Source organism: Legionella geestiana, assembly GCF_004571195.1.
Classification (GTDB): domain Bacteria; phylum Pseudomonadota; class Gammaproteobacteria; order Legionellales; family Legionellaceae; genus Legionella_B; species Legionella_B geestiana.
Genome location: NZ_CP038271.1, coordinates 2,060,504 through 2,077,573, shown reverse-complemented (window position 1 = coordinate 2,077,573; position 17,070 = coordinate 2,060,504). Strand labels below are relative to the sequence as shown.

Genomic DNA, 17,070 nt, shown 5'->3' with positions numbered 1-17,070 from the left:
TCATCTCCACCAGGTCAGTAATTCAAACACAGCCATGGCGGCCAGCAAGTACCATTTGGCGTTTAGTGCAATTTGAATTTGTTCTGGAGTAAGCTCGCATTCCTTGCTTCTGGCATGTATTAATCGCGGCCATAAGTAGTAAATAAAGATATAAATCAGACCATGCAGAATATGGAACCCGCTTTGATGTGTGCTCAAAAATTTCTGCGCTTGATTCATCTCCTGACTGAATTGCAAAAGCACAGGTGCAAGTAGTAAAAGCAGCAGCACTGGCATAAGGTATTTGAACGTGACTATAATGGTTGAACGAATGTATTTTTTTAACATGGAAATCTCCTGATGATTAGGAATATCAAAAGTCGTAAATCCATGGCCTTTTCGGCGTTGAGAATCCTTTGGAAATTGGCACTGGTATTCTTGCAACTAATAGCCACCATTGCTTCGGATGATCGCTCCAAACCGTGTCATAGCGCCCTCAAAGCGCAAGCGCTTTTTGATGAGGGCTTGATCAGCATCGATGAATACAATAAATGTGTCCATGGTGATGGCGGATAAATTACACATTATAATTTCCCCATGCTTGCCACTTTAACACCGGTTTTAGCTATATCACTCCCTGCCTTGGCAGCATGATCACTGTGTTGGCTGGCTTCCGTAATCAGACCTGATAATCCCGCTCCTGCTTCTCCACCAAAATGACTCGATAATCTCATCAACAACATGGGTGCGATAAAATAAAACATCACAGCCATATTACGCATGGCTGAAACGGCATCATTTTGCCCTAAAGGATCCAGAACACTTCGCTCAACAAAACCCACCAGGTGCCAGAGGTATTGCAGGAAAATCGCCATGATGTATAGTCCGCAAAGGCTACCCAATGCTCTGGGATTGTATCCGCTTAATGCCAATACAACCGGGGTCATAATGATCAGGAAAAAATACAGGAAGGCTTGCATCACCGGCAGTGTTTGCATGATTGCTTCACGTTTTAACGGTGTTGATGTCCAGGATTTTGTCCATTGACCTATGTTAACCAGACCATGCGAAATCGTGCTGCCAAAAGCGCCGTTGGTGTTGTCCATGAGGTTTTTGACGCTGTTAGCCTGCATGTCGCGGCTGTCGTTCAGCAGCATTTTGGCGATGTAATCTTCTGTGGTTAATTGCGAGCCCCATGCTTTGGGGTGGGTAGATTTGAAGGTACGCACTCGGTCTGAGACTGCGTAATAATTCAGATGGCTATCAAAAACACTGGCATTATTGGCTACCTGAACCAAATCAGTTTTCAGCTTTGCCCACCATTGGTTGCAAGTTGGATATCCTTGTTCTGGTAAATGGCTGTAATCTATATCGCCGCGCTGTGCTGCTTTTTCCAGATTGCTGTTGGGTGCTTCTTTAAAGCTGAATCCTGGCACCGGTTGGCGCGCATGAATATTGCCGTAATACAGGGTTTGAAAAACTTTCGATCCGACCCATTTCAGATCTTCTTCCCCACCGTACTTTTTCAGGATTTCGCCTACTTTGGCTTTGTCATGCGGTTCATTGTAATAACTGTTCCTGGCTTCGAGAAAACATTGCCGATGAAAATTCAGGGCCTGTTCTCGAACGTCGGCTGGCAGGTAAGTTGAGATCAAATCTCCTTCAATCGCTTGCAAGCTGTCGGTGCAACCAGTGACTTTCATCAAACCGTAAGTCAGGCCTGACATGTAATTTTGCAAAATGGCAAAACCGATGGGTATTTTCACGTTGTTGGTCAGAACATCGGCGAAAGCTTCGTCATAGGTGGTGCCGGTGTCTTTCAGGGTGGAGGTTTTGGCGTCTGAGCCTTTTTTAATGCCACACATGGGTTTGAAACTCAGCGCTTTTTCTTCCAAAGGCACACAGGGATAAACGAAGATGCCGCAGATTAGGAAGGTTATTGCCAGCTCATACAGAAAATTGTTCAGCGCATGTTCAGCTGCATGGTGGGTGGATCCTGCCGGAGCCAATACATTTTTCAGAAAACGATAGCCCACCATGAGAAAGCCAAGGTAGAGCAGCCCTGTTTGCCACAGGGCGTTGAACAAAACCTCGTATTGCTGCCAGCCCAAATACGTGGTGTACAAGGACAAAGGACTAAAAACAACCATATCAGGCTCCTTTGGAATCAGATTTGAGATAAACGGCACCGTTTTTCACATTCGATTGTTCGTGATCTTCACCCGGCAGGCCTTTTGCTATTTCGTTGGAGCGCATGTCCATTAGCAATCCAAGTGTTTCGGTCATCATTTTCTTGCGCACGTCATTTTCAAAAGCAAGGGAATGAATATCGTCGTCAAGTTTCTTCAGAGCGAAACGCACCATATCGAGCGCTGGTTTGAGGTTTTGTACTTCCTGAACCTGAAGACCTGCTTGCAGGATGCGGCGCATCATCATGGCTTTGTCCAGCATGTTTTGAACGGCGATTTCTTCGGCCAGTTTGGACACGGTGAGGCTTTGTTCCTCCCGAGGCATGCGCTGGATAGTAATGATGATTTCATCAGTTATCTTTAAATTCGATGCACTGACCAGATTGAGTTTTTCCTCAGTCAATTGCCATTTTTTATCGACCAGTTGCCACAAAGCTTTGGATACATTGGAGGTACAAGTGTTGCTGCTATCACAACTTTGCAGAAGGGCTGAGAGTCCAATGCCTGCTTTGGCGTCATGTTTGCTGGGGTCGGCTTTGTCTTCGCTGGCACTGACGTGGATATCCCCGAGAACCTTTACTGCCCAGTTCCCAGCCTCTGTAGGTGTCTTCCAGTTTTGCGTCATAGGTGTATTGGTATCGGCTTTATTAACATTGTTGAGGGGCTTGCGGTTCAACAGGATGTTGTAACCGGCAATCACCACATCATTAATGACTTTAATCGGCCTTTGGTATTTGCCACCGGCATTACCGCTCTCTCGGCCTATCCAGGGCAAGCCGTATTCATCCCGTTTTTTTGCGATGTTTTTCGCCGTTTGTGTGACGTCCACGTTTTCGGTTTTGGCGCGTTTGGCGGCTTCAAGCCAGCCCTGACTATCGGACACTGACAAAATGCCTTCCATCGGTGATTGACCTTCCTCCATCTTCTGTTTGGTGTCCTGACAATCCCGCACTTTAACGCTGAATTCATTCTGTGCGCCTGCAGCGGTATTTTGCAGAACGTTATACAGTGCCGGCATGGATTGTTGCAGTTTATACATGGGATAACCCGCGACTGATCCTTTCAGATTATCAATGATGCCACCCGGTATGTTCATGGCGGAGGATTTCATGTCCTGAAAAGTATTGGTGATGGAAACCACCGGATTAAAGCCGCTGCAGGTGAAGCCCAAACGGCTGTCGATGTTGCCGCCGATGGTGATGGTTTGATCGTTGTTGACAGGCGGCACATACAGGTTGGAAGTGCCTCCAAGCTTGTAGTAATAATCCGACTGGTTCGGCAGCAAAGAGCTGGCCAACAAGACTTGGGGCATAAAGCATGTAATCAGAGCTATGGTTGTTTTCATAATCACTTCCTATCGTTTTTGGGGTTGACCTACTTTGGGGAATGACAAGGCTGGAACATACTTTCCCTTGTGCCGAACGCAGCCCCGGTATTTACGCCAGACGACAAAGACATAATTGCCATTGCCGGCTTTATCGTCGTCAATACCCAAATCACTGACGTCTGCCGGATTGATGTTGCGGTTTTTGGGATAGACTTCCTGCCAGATAACCCGTTTGCGTTCGGGGTCGAAAATCACATTGGACACGACGCAATTTTTGCCGCAAGAATTACTAGTGCTTTGGGTAACATGTAGACTGTTTTTGTTGGTCACGATATCCGCGGCATGCATGGCAGCGACTATCGAGGCACGGAATCGTGAAGGTTGGGTTACACGCATGAGTCTTGGAGTTTCATGCCCCCAGATGTCAGACTGGCTGCCAATATCATGATTAAAAAGCAAATTGGGATGCGTTGCCATGTAAGCGATTTCTGCAAGCTCTGTGCGATCGGACACAGCGTCAGCCTCGCTGAGATAATAAGGATAGCCAAACCGTGTTTCCGGTTGATGGGTTACAGCAGGCAAACGATACAAGCCGGCTGGGCTGCCGATGACATCCACGATTCTGGTGCGCTCATCATCCATGTGCATGCTGCTGATTTGCCCGGAATCTTCACCAAAGCCCAGGTCCGAACCGGTCGCCAGTTTGTAGGTTTTTTGATAGAGCGCACGGCTAGCCGCATTTTCAAACAAGGCATTGGCTTCAATCCAGGGATTGGTTTCAGGCCGGTTGGTCACCGTCACAATTAAATCCGGAATAAATTGCTCGACTGCGGGTATCTCAACCAATTTCGGTGGCAATCCTCCAACCGCCCAGGTACAGCTGCCAATGATTTTGTAATGGCTGTTGCTGAAGGTTTTTTCAATCACACGCGCAGCTATGCCAAAGCTGCTGATGGGGTGAGGTGGCTTCAGACTTTCATCGGCGAAGGCCGAACCGGCAAAGGCACATAACAAGACCGGACTAATCTTCATAAAAGCAATCATCCGCCTGTTGCTTTTGAGATTTGTTCTCCAATCGATGGGCGATGATTTCAGCGGCTTTAAGGACATCATGATCATTCTCCAATGCGTGGCGCTCGGCTTTCTCGGATTTTTCATTCATTAACAGGGCTAACAAGTAACGGGGTGGAATCACACGAAACAATCCCTGGTAGCGTGAACCTAAAAGAACGGCTTCCGCATACAGGCCTTTTTGTGAATCGATGTCACGAATCAAGGCTTCCTGCTGCGGAGTCAGTTGTTTGAATTGTTTAATATCGGCGAGTTCGTTTTCATCGAGTCCTAGAGCAATCCAGGTTTCAATCAGTGAAAGGATTTTGGTGGCTTTGGCTGAACTCATATCGGCAATGTTTTGCGTGACCGGCACCAGCCATAAACCCAGTTTTCGCGCCACTTTGGCAATAAGCGTGGCATAAGACACAATCACGTCAATTTCAAATTGCAAATGCGCTTCGTCGATGATTAGAAACATTGGGCGTTTGTCGTTTTGCGCACGCTCAGCCATGGCAAGAATACGTGGCAACAAAGACACCATAACCAATGCAAGCTTTCCTTTGTCGTCCTTGATGGCCGAAATATCAATGTGAAAAATATCAAAGTCATCCAGTGGTTCGGTTGGCACGTTGAAAAACCGCGCTTTGCTGCTATTGATGACATAGCTTCTGAGTCGGTCAGCCATGTCCTGAATGCGATCTTTTTTGCGAGGGACGGTTTCGTTAACCAGTCGCTGCTCAAAAGCTGCAAGCACATGCTCGGTCAACATTTGCGGAACGCCTGCGTTAGCGGATGCGATGATGGCATCGCTTAATACTTCTATCAACAAGGTTTCATCGGCCAGGGTGAAGCCCTCTTCCTCACGCACATTGGCTTCGGTGATCATGGTTCGCAAAGCCAATGCGAGTTCGGTTAAATAACTGCGCGATTCGGCATCACAGGCAAGTTCCTCACTGGTTGCCTGATGGGATTGACTGCTTTTCAATTCCATCAGTTTTTCTGCGAGATTGGCAGCATTGCTTTCGCTCAGATTTTCGCTGATTTCAGGGATGGCCTTGTAAGCATCGCAAAAAGGATTTAAGGGTATGGCTTTGTCCTTGTGATTGGAGAGCAAAAGCTGACGGGTCTTTTTTCCTTGTGCCTTGCAATGCAGGAGAATGCGATCAAAAGAATTACCCATTTCAAACAAAACGATGCGGGCATTTTTAACGGCCATCAGCGAGTTAATCATCCAGCCTATCAAAACAGATTTGCCACCGCCTGAGTTGGCGAACAAGGCCATGTGCGAATTTTGGCTGATAAAATCTGTGTGCAGCACATCAAACAGAACCGGTTCGCCGAGGCGATTAAAAAAGGTGAAACAAGGCAAATGTCTTGCACCCTGGTTGCGTCCATAAACGGGCAGAAGTGCTGCAAGTTCAGATGCATACATCAGCCTGTCAAACCGTAAATACTGACGAGCGAAGGCTGGCACAAAGTTAAAAGGCAAGGCATTCAGATAACTGTTAAGTGGATGCAAATCATAGCTGGACGGTATCAAAGGCATCTTGGCGTCAATGAACAGCTCCTTTAATTCCTTTTCAATCCGGGCTGATTCTTCCTCTGTTTTAGCACGGTAGTAAATTGCCTGATTCACCCAGAAAAGCCGGTTGCCCATGGACAACTCATCGCGAGCAGTACGGATATCATCCCGTACCTGCTGCGGCTTCAAACTGGTGCCGACGATGCCTTTTTCCAAACGCATAAGATGTGCATCCAGAGCTTCATCGTTACTGAAGGTCACTTGAATGGTGTAAGTGGCACCTTCCGGTAATTTATCAAGCAGCGCATAACGGTGTTTGGGATTGGCCTGCGGTTTTTCCCGAGATAACAAACCCGTTTCTGGTGCCTCTCTCAAACCGTCCACGTATAAAATGCGGTGCTGGTGGCCATCGAAAACAAATCCTTTGTCGTTGCTTTCCGGTGGCGTGAAAAATATGGCCTGACTTAAATTGTATCCGGCAGGTTGCCTGCTTTGAGGATAGGGAAAGCGCTTAAGCAGCGCATCCACGCTTCCACCAGTCAATACAGGTTCCGGATTAAACCAGCGCACCCACCAGTTATAATAGTCTCTGCCAGTCAATCGCTTAAGCTGCAAGCCCGGTGATTTCAGCTTGCTTTCAATCTGTGCCATCACGTCCTGATGTTCAATCAGCGCCTGTTCGCGTGTAGCTTTCACCTGTTTATATTGGCGATAAAATAACACCCGAATGCGTCTTCTGCGTCCCCGGTATGGCATATCAGTTTTGGGATCCAGAAACAGGCCTTCGGGTCTTTCCATTTTGGTGAACAAGTCATCGAGTCGTGCCAGATAATCCTGGGTAAATGGCGTTTCAGCGATGTCCGGTTCAATGTGTTTGCTGATGTGGTTGAGTACCGGCTTTAAACTGTACTCATCATTCACATACATTTGCATAACCCAGGGGTCGTCCTTATGCAGGGGAACCACCGCCGCAAAGGTATCGCGGATTTTATTGAATACCGCATCCAGATGATCAGGAGAAGCCGCTTCAGCTGGAATGCTGGCCAGTTCAAAGCCTGAACCAATGCTTACCCCATCATTCAATAAAAAGAGATTTTGCTTGTCGCAAAAATCCACGATAGACAGACGGTCTGGCAAGGATGGATTGGTATTCCTGTAACCCGCCCTGATAGTCTTTTCAGTCAGGGCATCCCCTGATAACCAATTAAATAATCGCATAAAGCAAACTCTCAATAACGCTCAGATGCCAAAGCAAACTGATTTTGTTTATAGAGAAAAAATCCAGTGGTATAGCCGGGTTTAATCAGCTGCTCGTCACCTATCAGAGCCACATGCGGAAACACGTAAATCGGGATTTGCGGGTTATCCAGCGGCTTGAACAGGTTTTGAATTTCATTGCTTGCATCACGGGTGTAACCGGCATAATTGACTGGTTTTGCCGGGCGTTTGACCGACCAGCTTTGCACGGGTTCACTAACGCTTTGCTGATAAAGCTGGCTCACAGTCAAACCTCCTTCCGGTATCGCGCTGGATGTGACAATCGATGAAGCACAAGCGTTTAATGCCAAGGCGCTACCGAAGGCTAAAATCATGCGTAAACTGTTTTGAATGGCCATAATCCAATACTCTCCCGTTGGTTTCTTTGTCGAGGTTGATGGTTTGTGTGAGGTGCAGTGAAAAATGATTGGGGCGGAAGCCTACGCTGGCCGGTACAAACACCATGTCGAAGCTGCCTTGAATGCGTTTTTCCAGCCAGTCAGCGGCTTTGACGGAGCCTTGGGATAAAGCACCACCGAGCGCGTAATTACCCATAGAGCCGGTTGGCGTACTGCTTGCGCCATTGGCGTTGGCTGCATAGGTCATTTGCCATTGCGACAGTGCATTGCCAAAACCTTTCACACCATCTGAGGCAACCATGGCAGTTAAGACTCGCGGCGCGTTGGTGAAGTACTGGCCTTTGATGCAAGGGTTGCCGAAGGCCGTGGTGAGATAACCCAGACTTTCGTTATTAACCATCTCGGCAGTTCCGGTCATTTGCTCCTTGCCCACGGTGACAAAATGGCCATCGTCAAATACAAACAAAGCGGAAGTAACGTAGGCGCGAACGCAGCTGATGTTATCGAGAAAGGAACCCACACCTATGGCATAGCCGTTGATTTTCATACCAGAAATATCGGAAGGTAGGGCAATGCCGTTAGCGGCCATCAAGTCACCTTTGTTGATGATGGCGGAAAAGGGAAACAGCGGCTGCATTAATTTGCCTTCTACCGGCACCTCTCCGATTAAAGCAGATAGCAAGGTGGTGCGACCGAGATCGGAGCCTGCCGGGATGGTGTAGTAAGGAATAGCTTTTTTCTCTTTATCTGTTTTCACACGGGCTGTTTTGGTCAGGGCTTTAGATTTGGCTTTGAGTCTTTCCCAGTAGGCGATTTCGGCTGGTTTGTTTTCATGCTTCATCAACAACTGGTCTATGTCTTTGATACCGTTGGCAGGCTTAACCGGTTTTCCTTCGATGGCATAGGCGACACTGTCCGATTGAGGTGCTTTCATTTCTGCAATTTGCGCTTTCAGGGCGTCCAGCTCTTTGATTAGTTCAGAGTTATCCGTCTCAGTAGGCTTGCTATTTTCCAAATTTTTAAGCGCTTTGTTTTGTGCCTCAATACTGGCCATTTTCTTTTCAGTTTCCTGCAAGCGCGCCGCCACGTCTCGAATGTTGTCGTTGAATTGACTGGCTATCGCTTCGTTCAGATTATTGGGATCGTGGGGTTTTTCGACAGATTCCGAGTGATGACTGCTGTTGAGAAAAATCAATGCGGCCACGCCAACCACAGCACCTGTCAAGACTTTAATTCCGGCATTCTTTTTCATCGTACGTACTCCCGAGCTCTGACCAGTGCTTCATGAAAAGGTCTGTCCGATACTAAAAATACGGTTGTTGTATCTTCCTTGCCGCGGGGTGCAAGCGTGTTGGTGGGGTAAAATGTCGCGGTTTGCCAGTTGCCGCTCATGCGTCGCGGATCAACGATCACGTCCTTGTTGAGCAGGTTTTTCAGCTCCACAGCCGTTACATAAAACGCACCACCATGCCAGGAAATCAGTGGTCGTGCTTCCATGCTGGCACCATAAACGAGGCTTATCAGACGTCTTGTTTGCATGGGGGTTCGGCTAACACCGTCCGGAATGACCAGCAGGCGTTGGGGTGCATATAAGGATTGAATGGCAAAACGGGTCAGTGTGATAGCGTTGATATCAAAGGCATTGGCACTTTGCGGCGCACCGGCTTCCTCTTTGCTTTCAAGTAAAACTTCAATTGGCTTGCTTGCCGTAATTTTGTCATTGGCTGACAAGGTGAGAATAATGACCTCACCCTGGGGCATAAGCTGAACCAGCAGACGTTTGTTTTCAAAGGCTTGTTTCCCTTTCAGATATAACGCATCCTGTACTTTTAACACAGTGATTTTGTCGCCGGCTTCATTATCGACAATGCTGATGGCTTGGGGAAAATGCACCAGCCGCTCTTCATTCAATGACAAGCTTAAATGTATCGGTGTTTTATCCCACAGAACATGTTCGGCATCGAGTGCGAACAGCTCGCAGCTGCTGAATAAGGCCAGTAAAGCGAACCAGTATTTAAACGTTTTCATGGTGTTTTTCCTTCACAGGAGTGGCCAACAAATCTTTGACCAGGGTTTCGGGCCGGGTGTAACCATCAAGTGCCAATTGAAAGGGGTTTTGCATCCGGGATACGTTTACCTTCGCCACACGAACGTGGTAATCCACCACTTTGTCAGCGATGATCATTGGGCTGTCATCATTCAATCGCTGGGTAATGCGCAGCACCAAATGCACTTCCCAGAGATTGGGTCCGAGAACTTTCACGTCATCCTCTTCCATGAAGCGGTACAGGCTCGCAATCTGGATGCGGTTAAACAGTTGCGCGTCTTTGTAGGCGCTGAGCGCTTGTTCCATCAGCTGTCGATGACGCGGGGTCAGGAAGTAATGCAAACTGGCGAGATTGCCAGAGAATTCACTTTTCCCAGCCTTTGACCAGGTATTGATGCTTGGGATGAGGGTTGCAGCAAAGCCCTGAACGTATTCATTCGAAACCTGTCCTGCCTGCATTAGACCACCGTTGGTTGCCATGCTTGGTGTGAGCCAGAATTCATAACGTTTGGGTGCGGTTGCCAGAGTGACTATAAGACCCGCCACGATCAGTAGTAACAGCGTCGCAAATACAAGCAAAAGACGGTTGATCTGATTGAGGCTGTCAATTTTTTTCCAGTAGTTAAACATTTGAGTTACCTGCCAGTTTGGATTTTTGCCATATCCCTTTATGGGCAAGATACGGATTACTTCGGACACCAAATCGCGCGAGCGCCAGGATGGATTTCTTCATCAGATACCCATGCGGCTTTCCGGCTTTAAGCCGTGCTACCCGTTTCGGGCAGACGGTAATCGAGAGCACAAAGCCCACCAGAAAACCGACACATCCCATCGCGAGCGGGTAATTCAGCAACAAGCCCACCAGGGTAAACAGCAGACTAATCACCGGTGTTGCCACAATCACTATCCAGAACAATTCCCGCAGACTTAATCCCTTGTAAGCTTCAAAGTCGTGAGACAAATGGCGCGATGAGGGTCGGCTCATAGCGTCTTCCTTAAATTTTGAACTTGGTGGTCATGGTGTACCCCACATAACCCGCGACAATGCTGATGGCAAGATAGGTAATTCCCATTACTGCAAAAGTGCCAAAGGCAATCATCGATCCTTCGTTTTTCTTCGATTCCTCAATGCCGTGCTGAACAGTAGATATAAACTTGATAAAACTCATAACGGCCGCAATAAACAGCAATATGACCAGCCCCTGTTTGACGTAATTACTCGCAACCGTCATCAGGCTTTTATTGCCATCGCTGATGTCATCCGCATTGGAGACTTTGGGAAACCAACCATCTGCAAACATTGCAGGCGCGTAATTTAAAGTGATAAAGCCCAAGCCAATTTTCTGCCAGCAAGATGATGTATTTTTCACGGTTAGTTCCCCTTGACGATTAAAATTAAAATAAACAGGCAAAGCCCGAATATAATGCGGGTAATCCGTGAACCCAGATGAATGAGAAATCCTTCCTGCGCTTTTTCTTCATTGCCCATAAAATGATTGATGCACCACATAACTGCGATGATGACCAGCATGATGGCGACAAAGCGGATGCAGCTGGAAAAAGTACTTGCAGCTATCTCACCTGTTGCCTGCTTGAAGCTGGCGGCAAAGGTTTTTGCGATATCCACTTTGCTCATGGCTATTTACCAATAAAATCAAGCGCCAAAGGCTTGATGGTTTTGGGTTCTATGGCCGGTTTGTTGATGTAGTCAATCAGCGCATTGCGGATATCCAGCAAGTCATTGCGAAGGCCTGGATGCTTTTTACCGTCTGCTCCTTCAAAAGCATCGATGTGCAATTGAATGCGGGTGTTGGGTTCAATTTCGTCTTTCGCCTCATCGAGCATCGGCATGATGGCGTTGATTTGGTTGATGACCCGCACCAGAGTTTGATTCAGGTTTTCTTCGCTGGCATGGACGGTCACAGACAGGCCGAGCAGTGCTATTAAAAACAAACGTTTCATTTCCTCTCCTTACAAATATTTCTTAAAGCGGCTGGCGGTGATCGACACCATCAAACTCAGCAGGATGCTGACCGGTACGAACATCAGTGCCGGGGTAATACTGATTGGGATGGCAAGCCACAAGGCCAGTAACAGCAACATGCCGCGCTTGAAGTAGCGATTCAGTTGGTGAAACACATAGGATGATTCACGCCCAAGGGATGCCGTGCGAATGGCGCGTTGATTGAGTCCATCGACAAGCCCCGCGGCAGTGGCCAGTGCAAACAAAGGAATCGCTGCAAGCAGAATCATCAGCTTGATTAACATGACGCGCGTGATCAGACAGGCAAGAAACCACAGTTGTTTGCTTAGGTTAAAAACGTCTTCTGCCATGCTGGTCAGTTCGGAATTTTCTTCGGGTAAAACCGTGTTCAGCTCCTCTCTGATTGCCGAGCCGGCTCTTGTTACTTTTTGAGTTATATGTTCAGTAGGCAAGCCGATGAACCATGCTTTGATTTGCTCAGCAATAGAAGCCTCGTTGAATTCTGAAATAGCAGCCGCTTGTTGCGAAGACAATTTGTAAATGTCCTGCCAAGCGGTATCAAATCCTGAAAGCGCCCAAAGACTCAAAGCCCAGCCGAATAAAATCAGCCAGCCTAAAAAGACCAACACCAGCAAGCTCATGAACAGGCGTTTGGACTGCTTTTGGGTCGACATCTTCATTGCCATAATTCACCTTCATGAAATATCAGTGGGTAATGGCTTTCTTTGAAAATTGCTAGCAGATCATCGACATTGGCAGGCAGTAATGGCGCTTTGACAAGCTCCTGCAAGGCTTCAAGTTGTGTGCTGCCACTGATATTGGTGACAAATCCCAGTGCATGCTTGTCTTCCAGTTCTTGTGCATGCTCTTTAAGCCATTGTTGAGAAAAAGCATCATCACCGATGATAAAAATCGAGTAGGAAAAGTTAATCAGTTCGAGCTTTCTTTTATTCACTTTTCCAACCGTTGCCTTGCTGCTTGCCGGTAACCGAACATCGGATTTATTCTCAAGTTGCAAAGATTCTTCCGTCAGGCTATGGGTATCAACCTGCCAGGCGTAGCAGGACACAATCATCAGTAAATAAGCAATAATCGACAGCTTTCTCATCTTAAAACCTCCCCAGATCAACAACGCTGGAATGACCGTTGTTAGCTAATAGCAGTAAAGGAGTTGATTTTTTATTGACCTTGAGTGCCTGATAATTCAGGTCGCCATGATTCAGGGTGACCCGGGCATTGTTAACCAGGTGTTGGGGGATCTGAAGTTTATTAGCCCATAATTGAATGGCCAGGTCTTCGCTATCCAACAACATCACATGCAAATGTGTATCCGGTGTGCTTTCAATCGCATCTATTAACACCAGGAGAATGGTAGTCACGGTATCTTCGGGTTTGATGAAGAAATACAGGGTATCGCCAGGGGTTAATTGCACCGGTTTGTGGTTGTAGGGTGAAAACGGCGATGGGTCGAAATCACCGACCACCGGCACGTTGGCAAACAGCTTGTTGTAGGCTTTGTAAAATGCATTATTCCAGGCAATGTTTTTCGCAACTTTCTGCGCTTCCTGTTTGGCTGCCAACTCGGCAAAGTGATTGCGTTCGGCTTCGTTGCGAGCGTTCAGGCCGAGGATATCCAGAGGCGTTTGCCGCAAACCCTGATAGTAGAACTTGCTGCGATTTTGCATCAGCAGAACATAACGTTTTTCTTCATCAGGCGTTAATTCCCAGACTTTGGCTTCATGCAGTTGTTGTTCATTCAATTGCAGTTTGTTGGGGTCTTGATCGGTTGTGACGTCATCTTCGTTAAGCTCTAAACCGGCACGCGCCAATGTTTGGTCCTGTGCAGCCAAAGTATTCAGGGGTTGAGTGCCAAGACCCGGGATATTCAATTCGGCAAAAACCGGTTGTGTGGCCAACAGGGAAAGCATCAAATATGAATACTTAACCATGATGTTCACCCAATTTAACCAGCACACGCTCTTTGTTGTGGTTCTCCAGCTCCAACCGTTGTTTGCCAAAATCAATCTGCAAGACGGTCCAACCGGCCAGGGTATCGGTTTTTTCCATAGGAATGGTTTTAAAGTCATAAGCGATTGTTGCAACGCTGACTTGCTGAATGCTGTCAATGCTTACGACTTTGAAGGGGAGTGCTGTATCTGACAGGTATTTAATCGAATGCTGTCTTTTATCCAGGTCATTAATTACTTGATGAATGGCATCCAATTTGTGCGTTAATTCACTACTATTTTCAGTAATGAGCTGATTAAGCTTGCTATCGTCTTTGGATTTTAATTGCTTCATCAAGGCTGTCAGGTTTTTTAACTCCTGATTCACCGGACTTAAATCAATTGGAGCAGCAGGACTTTTTATTTGCCCTTGCAATTGGGAAAGCCCGGATTCAATGTTTGATAAACGTGTTTCAATCTGCTTATTGTCGCCTGCTGTTGCTGGCATTCGGGCTTTAACGAAAAACATTCCGCCAACAAGAAAAATTCCCACGGGCATTATCGCCAACCATCTTTTATCAAAACGTATCATGCTTTCCTCCTTGCAGAAGGCTTCAATTTGAAATTCACCACGCGCAATAAGGGATCTTCCACCAGCTCAAACACTTGCTGTCCGGCAAGGACTTCAAGTCCGTCCTTAACAGTTAAAGGCCCCAAATTTTTATGAATTTGCGGAAGTGGTTGGTGAAGAACTGCTTGCAGACTGTCGGGCTGTTTTTCAGTAGCAACCAGACTGTATCCAGAATATTGCAACCACCATTCAATGGCCTGCCCAACGGTTTTCACATCTTGCGGGAAATGGATTTGTTGCTCGGTTAACAAAGGATTTATTTGCGAGGGTAAGGGCTTATTTGCTACCGTGGCATAACGATTAATTTGCGTAACATTTGCGGCTTGTCCAGTTAAGGTCAGCAAGCCTAATGAAGCAATGATTAACAATCTGGGCATATCAATCTCCACCCGGGCATATGCCCGGCTCTCAGGTTTATAGCTGTTCCGCGACTTTTGCCGTAACGGTTTCATCTTGTTTGGCCGCCTGTTTACGAATAAATATTTCCTTGCGATCCACATCGATATGCGCCGGCGCTTTAATGCCAACAGCAATATGCCCATTACGAACGTACAGCATTTTGATTTCTATCTGCCCCTTGTCGATGAGGATTTGTTCTCCGATTCGGCGAGTCAGTACCAGCATGTCAATCTCCTTACTCAGGTTAACGTCTTAAAAGGTCCAGCATGGCTTTGAGATGTTTTTCCGCAACCGTTGACCGGCATTTTTGAGCCGGTTTGGGTGCGGGCGAACAATCTTCCTTGCGTTTCATAATGGCCTTGCAACACTCAATAAACTGCGGCAAGGTTGGCGGGAATCCTTTACTCTCGCGAAACTTCAACAAACTTTCTTTCAATGTGCATTTATCAAAACGCATCAACCCGTCAGACCATTCTTTTTTGGCAAACTCCAGTGCCTTTTCGTTTTGAAAACTGCTCCACCAGACATGACCATAAATAGCACCCAGCCGAACAAACAAAGTATCCATGCGTTTGTCAGTCAACCCGGGTTTGTCGGAGGTTAACGACGTTGCCGGCGTTTGGGACTCCGGGTTTGTCGTCCTCAAATTCGAAACTGGCATCGCTGCAGCCGTTCCAGACAATATCGATGGCAGATTTTTTTGCACTAACTGATGGGCTTTTTGCATGGCTACGCTCCGTTGTAACGACAGGGTTCAATTCATCATTCCAGCAATGCTGGGCTAACCAGTTGGCCGGGTATTTCCAGGGTGGCACCCAGTTACCAGCCATTTCCAAGGCATCCCGGTTTTTGATTTGTGCATCCAGAGCAGCGAGCATTTGGTTGAAAAGCGCATCATCCGGATTGATTTGTTGAAACGCATCTCTGGCCTTTTGTTTGGATTTTTTGCTGGGGTACCGCGACCAGAATGTTTCGAATTGCTTAAATAAATATAAAAAAACAGGATCTTTATGAGGTGTGCCGGCTTTTTCAGTTTTTACTGTGTCGGGTTTTGAGGGGTTAGCCTGTGAAACGCTTTGAGAATCAAGGGAAGTAGCATTTGAAAGTCTGCCGCTTTGCTGTGACGGCTTTGTGACGGCTTTTTTCTGGACAGAATAAGACTGATTAGCCAAAAGGCATTTTAAAATAAGCTTGTGATCATCCGATTGCGATTCAACAAGCCCAGCTCTTTCAAGCCCGGCAATAGCACGACGGATCTGCGCACGCGAATAACTGACGCTTTTAATCCCTTGATGCGGTTCAACATAAAGCTGTTCAGCAATGGATTGATAACTAATCCCCCGCTCAACGCCAACCAAACCGGTTTTAACGTTCAGGTAAGGCCGAATCCCTCGCAGGTAAGCCAACTGCTGTATATGCGGCAATCCATACATGACTGCCAATTCATCATCACTGATAATGAAGTCCATCCCGACCTCTTCACGTTCCGTTGCAAAAAATTGGTTGTCAAAACCCGTATGTGGTATTTTTGACAGATTTGATAACCAAGCCTTGTATAATCAATTCGAGCATAAATGCTCATATCGAGTATTACGTTAACACATATTGAGAAGTAGTCAATATCTGGTATCATATTTTTAAAGACGGCTTCAAAGTGAATGGATATGAACATCAAAGAGAAAATTGGACAAAGGATTAAACAGGAACGCACTGCTAAAGGACTCACCAGAAAGGCGCTGGCAGAGCTCACCGAAAGCATGCAAATCTCCCGCATCAACAATTACGAACGTGGAGACAGGACACCGGGGCCGGAGGAAATCAAAGAATTAGCCCGGGCATTGGAGGTGTCGCCCGCGTTTTTGATGTGTTTGTCGGATGACCGGCAGGGAAAACTGAAAAAATCACCTGGCTTGGGTGCTTTGATACCGGTTTTGGATTATAAGCAGGCTTGTGATCCGGTTGCTTGTATTGAGGCTATGAAAAACGAACGGTATTCTGAGAAGGTTGATTTGATTCCTGTTACTGCCGAGTTGAGTGAACGGATTGGAGAGCATGCTTTTGCTTTGATCGTGAAGGATGAGAGTATGGTTCCGGAGTTTCGGGTTGGTGATGTGCTTATTGTGGATCCCGGGACCGTCGCGAAGCCAGGGGAATATGTTGTAGCGCTGGTTGAGGGAAATACTGAAGTTATTGTTCGAAAATATAAGCAGTTAACGGTATCAAAAAACGAATCGGAATTCGAGTTGATTGCGCTTAATTCTGATTGGGCAAATTTATGTGCAGAAAAAGGAATTAAAGTGCTAATTGTTGGTTCCCTTGTGTCTTTAAATAGATCGTACGGTTCAAAAATGTTTTGACTCATCCCTAAATGTAATTG

At 46.8% G+C, this 17,070-nt stretch carries 23 protein-coding genes; 2 read left to right on the top strand and 21 right to left on the bottom strand.

Going from position 1 to position 17,070, the window contains the following annotated elements:
• Entirely contained in the window at nt 1–327 is a 327-nt protein-coding gene (locus tag E4T54_RS09310; RefSeq protein WP_058387032.1) for a hypothetical protein, read from the bottom strand.
• Between the two features lie 12 nt (nt 328–339).
• Between E4T54_RS09310 and E4T54_RS09305 the strand changes: the two genes are divergently transcribed.
• Nucleotides 340–555 carry a hypothetical protein gene (locus E4T54_RS09305; RefSeq protein WP_058387033.1) on the top strand — a complete coding sequence of 72 codons (216 nt, stop codon included), beginning with the start codon at nt 340–342 and terminating at the stop codon, nt 553–555.
• 8 nt (nt 556–563) lie between these two features.
• On the opposite strand, the gene E4T54_RS09300 is transcribed toward E4T54_RS09305, so the two are convergent.
• The 20 genes from E4T54_RS09300 to E4T54_RS09205 form a co-directional block, all read right to left on the bottom strand.
• Nucleotides 564–2,129: a conjugal transfer protein TraG N-terminal domain-containing protein gene (locus E4T54_RS09300; protein ID WP_058387034.1), complete on the bottom strand. Its 1,566-nt coding sequence runs from the start codon at nt 2,127–2,129 to the stop codon at nt 564–566.
• Between the two features lies 1 nt (nt 2,130).
• A complete protein-coding gene (locus E4T54_RS09295; RefSeq protein WP_058387035.1) occupies nt 2,131–3,513 on the bottom strand; it encodes an integrating conjugative element protein in 1,383 nt (460 codons plus the stop codon).
• Between the two features lie 9 nt (nt 3,514–3,522).
• Complete coding sequence (locus E4T54_RS09290; protein ID WP_058387057.1) at nt 3,523–4,527, bottom strand: TIGR03756 family integrating conjugative element protein; 1,005 nt, start codon at nt 4,525–4,527, stop codon at nt 3,523–3,525.
• Complete coding sequence (locus E4T54_RS09285) at nt 4,517–7,288, bottom strand: conjugative transfer ATPase (protein WP_058387036.1); 2,772 nt, start codon at nt 7,286–7,288, stop codon at nt 4,517–4,519. The genes E4T54_RS09290 and E4T54_RS09285 overlap by 11 nt, the downstream gene beginning before the upstream one ends.
• Nucleotides 7,289–7,299: 11 nt before the next feature.
• Complete coding sequence (locus E4T54_RS09280; RefSeq protein ID WP_058387037.1) at nt 7,300–7,686, bottom strand: TIGR03751 family conjugal transfer lipoprotein; 387 nt, start codon at nt 7,684–7,686, stop codon at nt 7,300–7,302.
• Complete coding sequence (locus tag E4T54_RS09275) at nt 7,643–8,938, bottom strand: TIGR03752 family integrating conjugative element protein (protein ID WP_058387038.1); 1,296 nt, start codon at nt 8,936–8,938, stop codon at nt 7,643–7,645. Before E4T54_RS09275 ends, E4T54_RS09280 begins: the two co-directional genes overlap by 44 nt.
• Nucleotides 8,935–9,714: a TIGR03749 family integrating conjugative element protein gene (locus tag E4T54_RS09270; RefSeq protein WP_058387039.1), complete on the bottom strand. Its 780-nt coding sequence runs from the start codon at nt 9,712–9,714 to the stop codon at nt 8,935–8,937. Before E4T54_RS09270 ends, E4T54_RS09275 begins: the two co-directional genes overlap by 4 nt.
• Nucleotides 9,701–10,363, bottom strand: a complete 663-nt coding sequence (locus E4T54_RS09265; protein ID WP_058387040.1) for a DUF2895 family protein — start codon at nt 10,361–10,363, stop codon at nt 9,701–9,703. Before E4T54_RS09265 ends, E4T54_RS09270 begins: the two co-directional genes overlap by 14 nt.
• Nucleotides 10,356–10,718, bottom strand: a complete 363-nt coding sequence (locus E4T54_RS09260; RefSeq protein ID WP_058387041.1) for a TIGR03750 family conjugal transfer protein — start codon at nt 10,716–10,718, stop codon at nt 10,356–10,358. Before E4T54_RS09260 ends, E4T54_RS09265 begins: the two co-directional genes overlap by 8 nt.
• Before the next feature lie 10 nt (nt 10,719–10,728).
• The gene (locus E4T54_RS09255) at nt 10,729–11,034 is read right to left on the bottom strand and encodes a hypothetical protein (RefSeq protein WP_058387058.1); all 306 of its coding nucleotides are present in this window, start codon (nt 11,032–11,034) and stop codon (nt 10,729–10,731) included.
• Between the two features lie 71 nt (nt 11,035–11,105).
• Complete coding sequence (locus E4T54_RS09250) at nt 11,106–11,369, bottom strand: hypothetical protein (protein WP_058387042.1); 264 nt, start codon at nt 11,367–11,369, stop codon at nt 11,106–11,108.
• A gap of 2 nt (nt 11,370–11,371) precedes the next feature.
• Nucleotides 11,372–11,695 (bottom strand): hypothetical protein, encoded by a 324-nt coding sequence (locus tag E4T54_RS09245; RefSeq protein WP_058387043.1) that lies wholly within the window; start codon nt 11,693–11,695, stop codon nt 11,372–11,374.
• A 9-nt stretch (nt 11,696–11,704) separates the two neighbouring features.
• A complete protein-coding gene (locus tag E4T54_RS09240; RefSeq protein WP_058387044.1) occupies nt 11,705–12,403 on the bottom strand; it encodes a TIGR03747 family integrating conjugative element membrane protein in 699 nt (232 codons plus the stop codon).
• Complete coding sequence (locus tag E4T54_RS09235; RefSeq protein WP_058387045.1) at nt 12,394–12,825, bottom strand: integrating conjugative element protein; 432 nt, start codon at nt 12,823–12,825, stop codon at nt 12,394–12,396. The genes E4T54_RS09240 and E4T54_RS09235 overlap by 10 nt, the downstream gene beginning before the upstream one ends.
• Before the next feature lies 1 nt (nt 12,826).
• Nucleotides 12,827–13,666 (bottom strand): TIGR03759 family integrating conjugative element protein, encoded by an 840-nt coding sequence (locus E4T54_RS09230; RefSeq protein ID WP_058387046.1) that lies wholly within the window; start codon nt 13,664–13,666, stop codon nt 12,827–12,829.
• Nucleotides 13,659–14,255, bottom strand: a complete 597-nt coding sequence (locus E4T54_RS09225; protein WP_058387047.1) for a hypothetical protein — start codon at nt 14,253–14,255, stop codon at nt 13,659–13,661. Before E4T54_RS09225 ends, E4T54_RS09230 begins: the two co-directional genes overlap by 8 nt.
• Entirely contained in the window at nt 14,252–14,671 is a 420-nt protein-coding gene (pilL2, locus tag E4T54_RS09220) for a PFGI-1 class ICE element type IV pilus protein PilL2 (protein WP_058387048.1), read from the bottom strand. The genes E4T54_RS09225 and pilL2 overlap by 4 nt, the downstream gene beginning before the upstream one ends.
• Before the next feature lie 37 nt (nt 14,672–14,708).
• Nucleotides 14,709–14,918 carry a carbon storage regulator gene (locus tag E4T54_RS09215; RefSeq protein WP_058387049.1) on the bottom strand — a complete coding sequence of 70 codons (210 nt, stop codon included), beginning with the start codon at nt 14,916–14,918 and terminating at the stop codon, nt 14,709–14,711.
• A 19-nt stretch (nt 14,919–14,937) separates the two neighbouring features.
• Entirely contained in the window at nt 14,938–15,261 is a 324-nt protein-coding gene (locus tag E4T54_RS09210) for a Vir protein (RefSeq protein ID WP_238582774.1), read from the bottom strand.
• A gap of 7 nt (nt 15,262–15,268) precedes the next feature.
• Nucleotides 15,269–16,162, bottom strand: a complete 894-nt coding sequence (locus E4T54_RS09205; RefSeq protein WP_058387050.1) for a hypothetical protein — start codon at nt 16,160–16,162, stop codon at nt 15,269–15,271.
• A gap of 195 nt (nt 16,163–16,357) precedes the next feature.
• Between E4T54_RS09205 and E4T54_RS09200 the strand changes: the two genes are divergently transcribed.
• Complete coding sequence (locus E4T54_RS09200) at nt 16,358–17,050, top strand: helix-turn-helix domain-containing protein (RefSeq protein ID WP_058387060.1); 693 nt, start codon at nt 16,358–16,360, stop codon at nt 17,048–17,050.
• Nucleotides 17,051–17,070 lie beyond the last annotated feature (20 nt).

Excerpts from the sequence above, each read along its gene's own strand:
- E4T54_RS09305 (WP_058387033.1), top strand. The coding sequence starts at position 340 with ATGATTAGGAATATCAAAAGTCGTAAATCCATGGCCTTTTCGGCGTTG.
- E4T54_RS09280 (WP_058387037.1), bottom strand. The coding sequence starts at position 7,686 with ATGGCCATTCAAAACAGTTTACGCATGATTTTAGCCTTCGGTAGCGCC.
- E4T54_RS09230 (WP_058387046.1), bottom strand. The coding sequence starts at position 13,666 with ATGGTTAAGTATTCATATTTGATGCTTTCCCTGTTGGCCACACAACCG.
- E4T54_RS09235 (WP_058387045.1), bottom strand. The coding sequence starts at position 12,825 with ATGAGAAAGCTGTCGATTATTGCTTATTTACTGATGATTGTGTCCTGC.
- E4T54_RS09275 (WP_058387038.1), bottom strand. The coding sequence starts at position 8,938 with ATGAAAAAGAATGCCGGAATTAAAGTCTTGACAGGTGCTGTGGTTGGC.
- E4T54_RS09245 (WP_058387043.1), bottom strand. The coding sequence starts at position 11,695 with ATGAAACGTTTGTTTTTAATAGCACTGCTCGGCCTGTCTGTGACCGTC.
- E4T54_RS09300 (WP_058387034.1), bottom strand. The coding sequence starts at position 2,129 with ATGGTTGTTTTTAGTCCTTTGTCCTTGTACACCACGTATTTGGGCTGG.
- E4T54_RS09250 (WP_058387042.1), bottom strand. The coding sequence starts at position 11,369 with ATGAGCAAAGTGGATATCGCAAAAACCTTTGCCGCCAGCTTCAAGCAG.
- E4T54_RS09240 (WP_058387044.1), bottom strand. The coding sequence starts at position 12,403 with ATGGCAATGAAGATGTCGACCCAAAAGCAGTCCAAACGCCTGTTCATG.
- pilL2 (WP_058387048.1), bottom strand. The coding sequence starts at position 14,671 with ATGCCCAGATTGTTAATCATTGCTTCATTAGGCTTGCTGACCTTAACT.
- E4T54_RS09210 (WP_238582774.1), bottom strand. The coding sequence starts at position 15,261 with ATGGATACTTTGTTTGTTCGGCTGGGTGCTATTTATGGTCATGTCTGG.
- E4T54_RS09265 (WP_058387040.1), bottom strand. The coding sequence starts at position 10,363 with ATGTTTAACTACTGGAAAAAAATTGACAGCCTCAATCAGATCAACCGT.
- E4T54_RS09310 (WP_058387032.1), bottom strand. The coding sequence starts at position 327 with ATGTTAAAAAAATACATTCGTTCAACCATTATAGTCACGTTCAAATAC.
- E4T54_RS09270 (WP_058387039.1), bottom strand. The coding sequence starts at position 9,714 with ATGAAAACGTTTAAATACTGGTTCGCTTTACTGGCCTTATTCAGCAGC.
- E4T54_RS09255 (WP_058387058.1), bottom strand. The coding sequence starts at position 11,034 with ATGTTTGCAGATGGTTGGTTTCCCAAAGTCTCCAATGCGGATGACATC.
- E4T54_RS09285 (WP_058387036.1), bottom strand. The coding sequence starts at position 7,288 with ATGCGATTATTTAATTGGTTATCAGGGGATGCCCTGACTGAAAAGACT.
- E4T54_RS09205 (WP_058387050.1), bottom strand. The coding sequence starts at position 16,162 with ATGGACTTCATTATCAGTGATGATGAATTGGCAGTCATGTATGGATTG.
- E4T54_RS09290 (WP_058387057.1), bottom strand. The coding sequence starts at position 4,527 with ATGAAGATTAGTCCGGTCTTGTTATGTGCCTTTGCCGGTTCGGCCTTC.
- E4T54_RS09200 (WP_058387060.1), top strand. The coding sequence starts at position 16,358 with ATGAACATCAAAGAGAAAATTGGACAAAGGATTAAACAGGAACGCACT.
- E4T54_RS09295 (WP_058387035.1), bottom strand. The coding sequence starts at position 3,513 with ATGAAAACAACCATAGCTCTGATTACATGCTTTATGCCCCAAGTCTTG.
- E4T54_RS09260 (WP_058387041.1), bottom strand. The coding sequence starts at position 10,718 with ATGAGCCGACCCTCATCGCGCCATTTGTCTCACGACTTTGAAGCTTAC.
- E4T54_RS09215 (WP_058387049.1), bottom strand. The coding sequence starts at position 14,918 with ATGCTGGTACTGACTCGCCGAATCGGAGAACAAATCCTCATCGACAAG.
- E4T54_RS09225 (WP_058387047.1), bottom strand. The coding sequence starts at position 14,255 with ATGATACGTTTTGATAAAAGATGGTTGGCGATAATGCCCGTGGGAATT.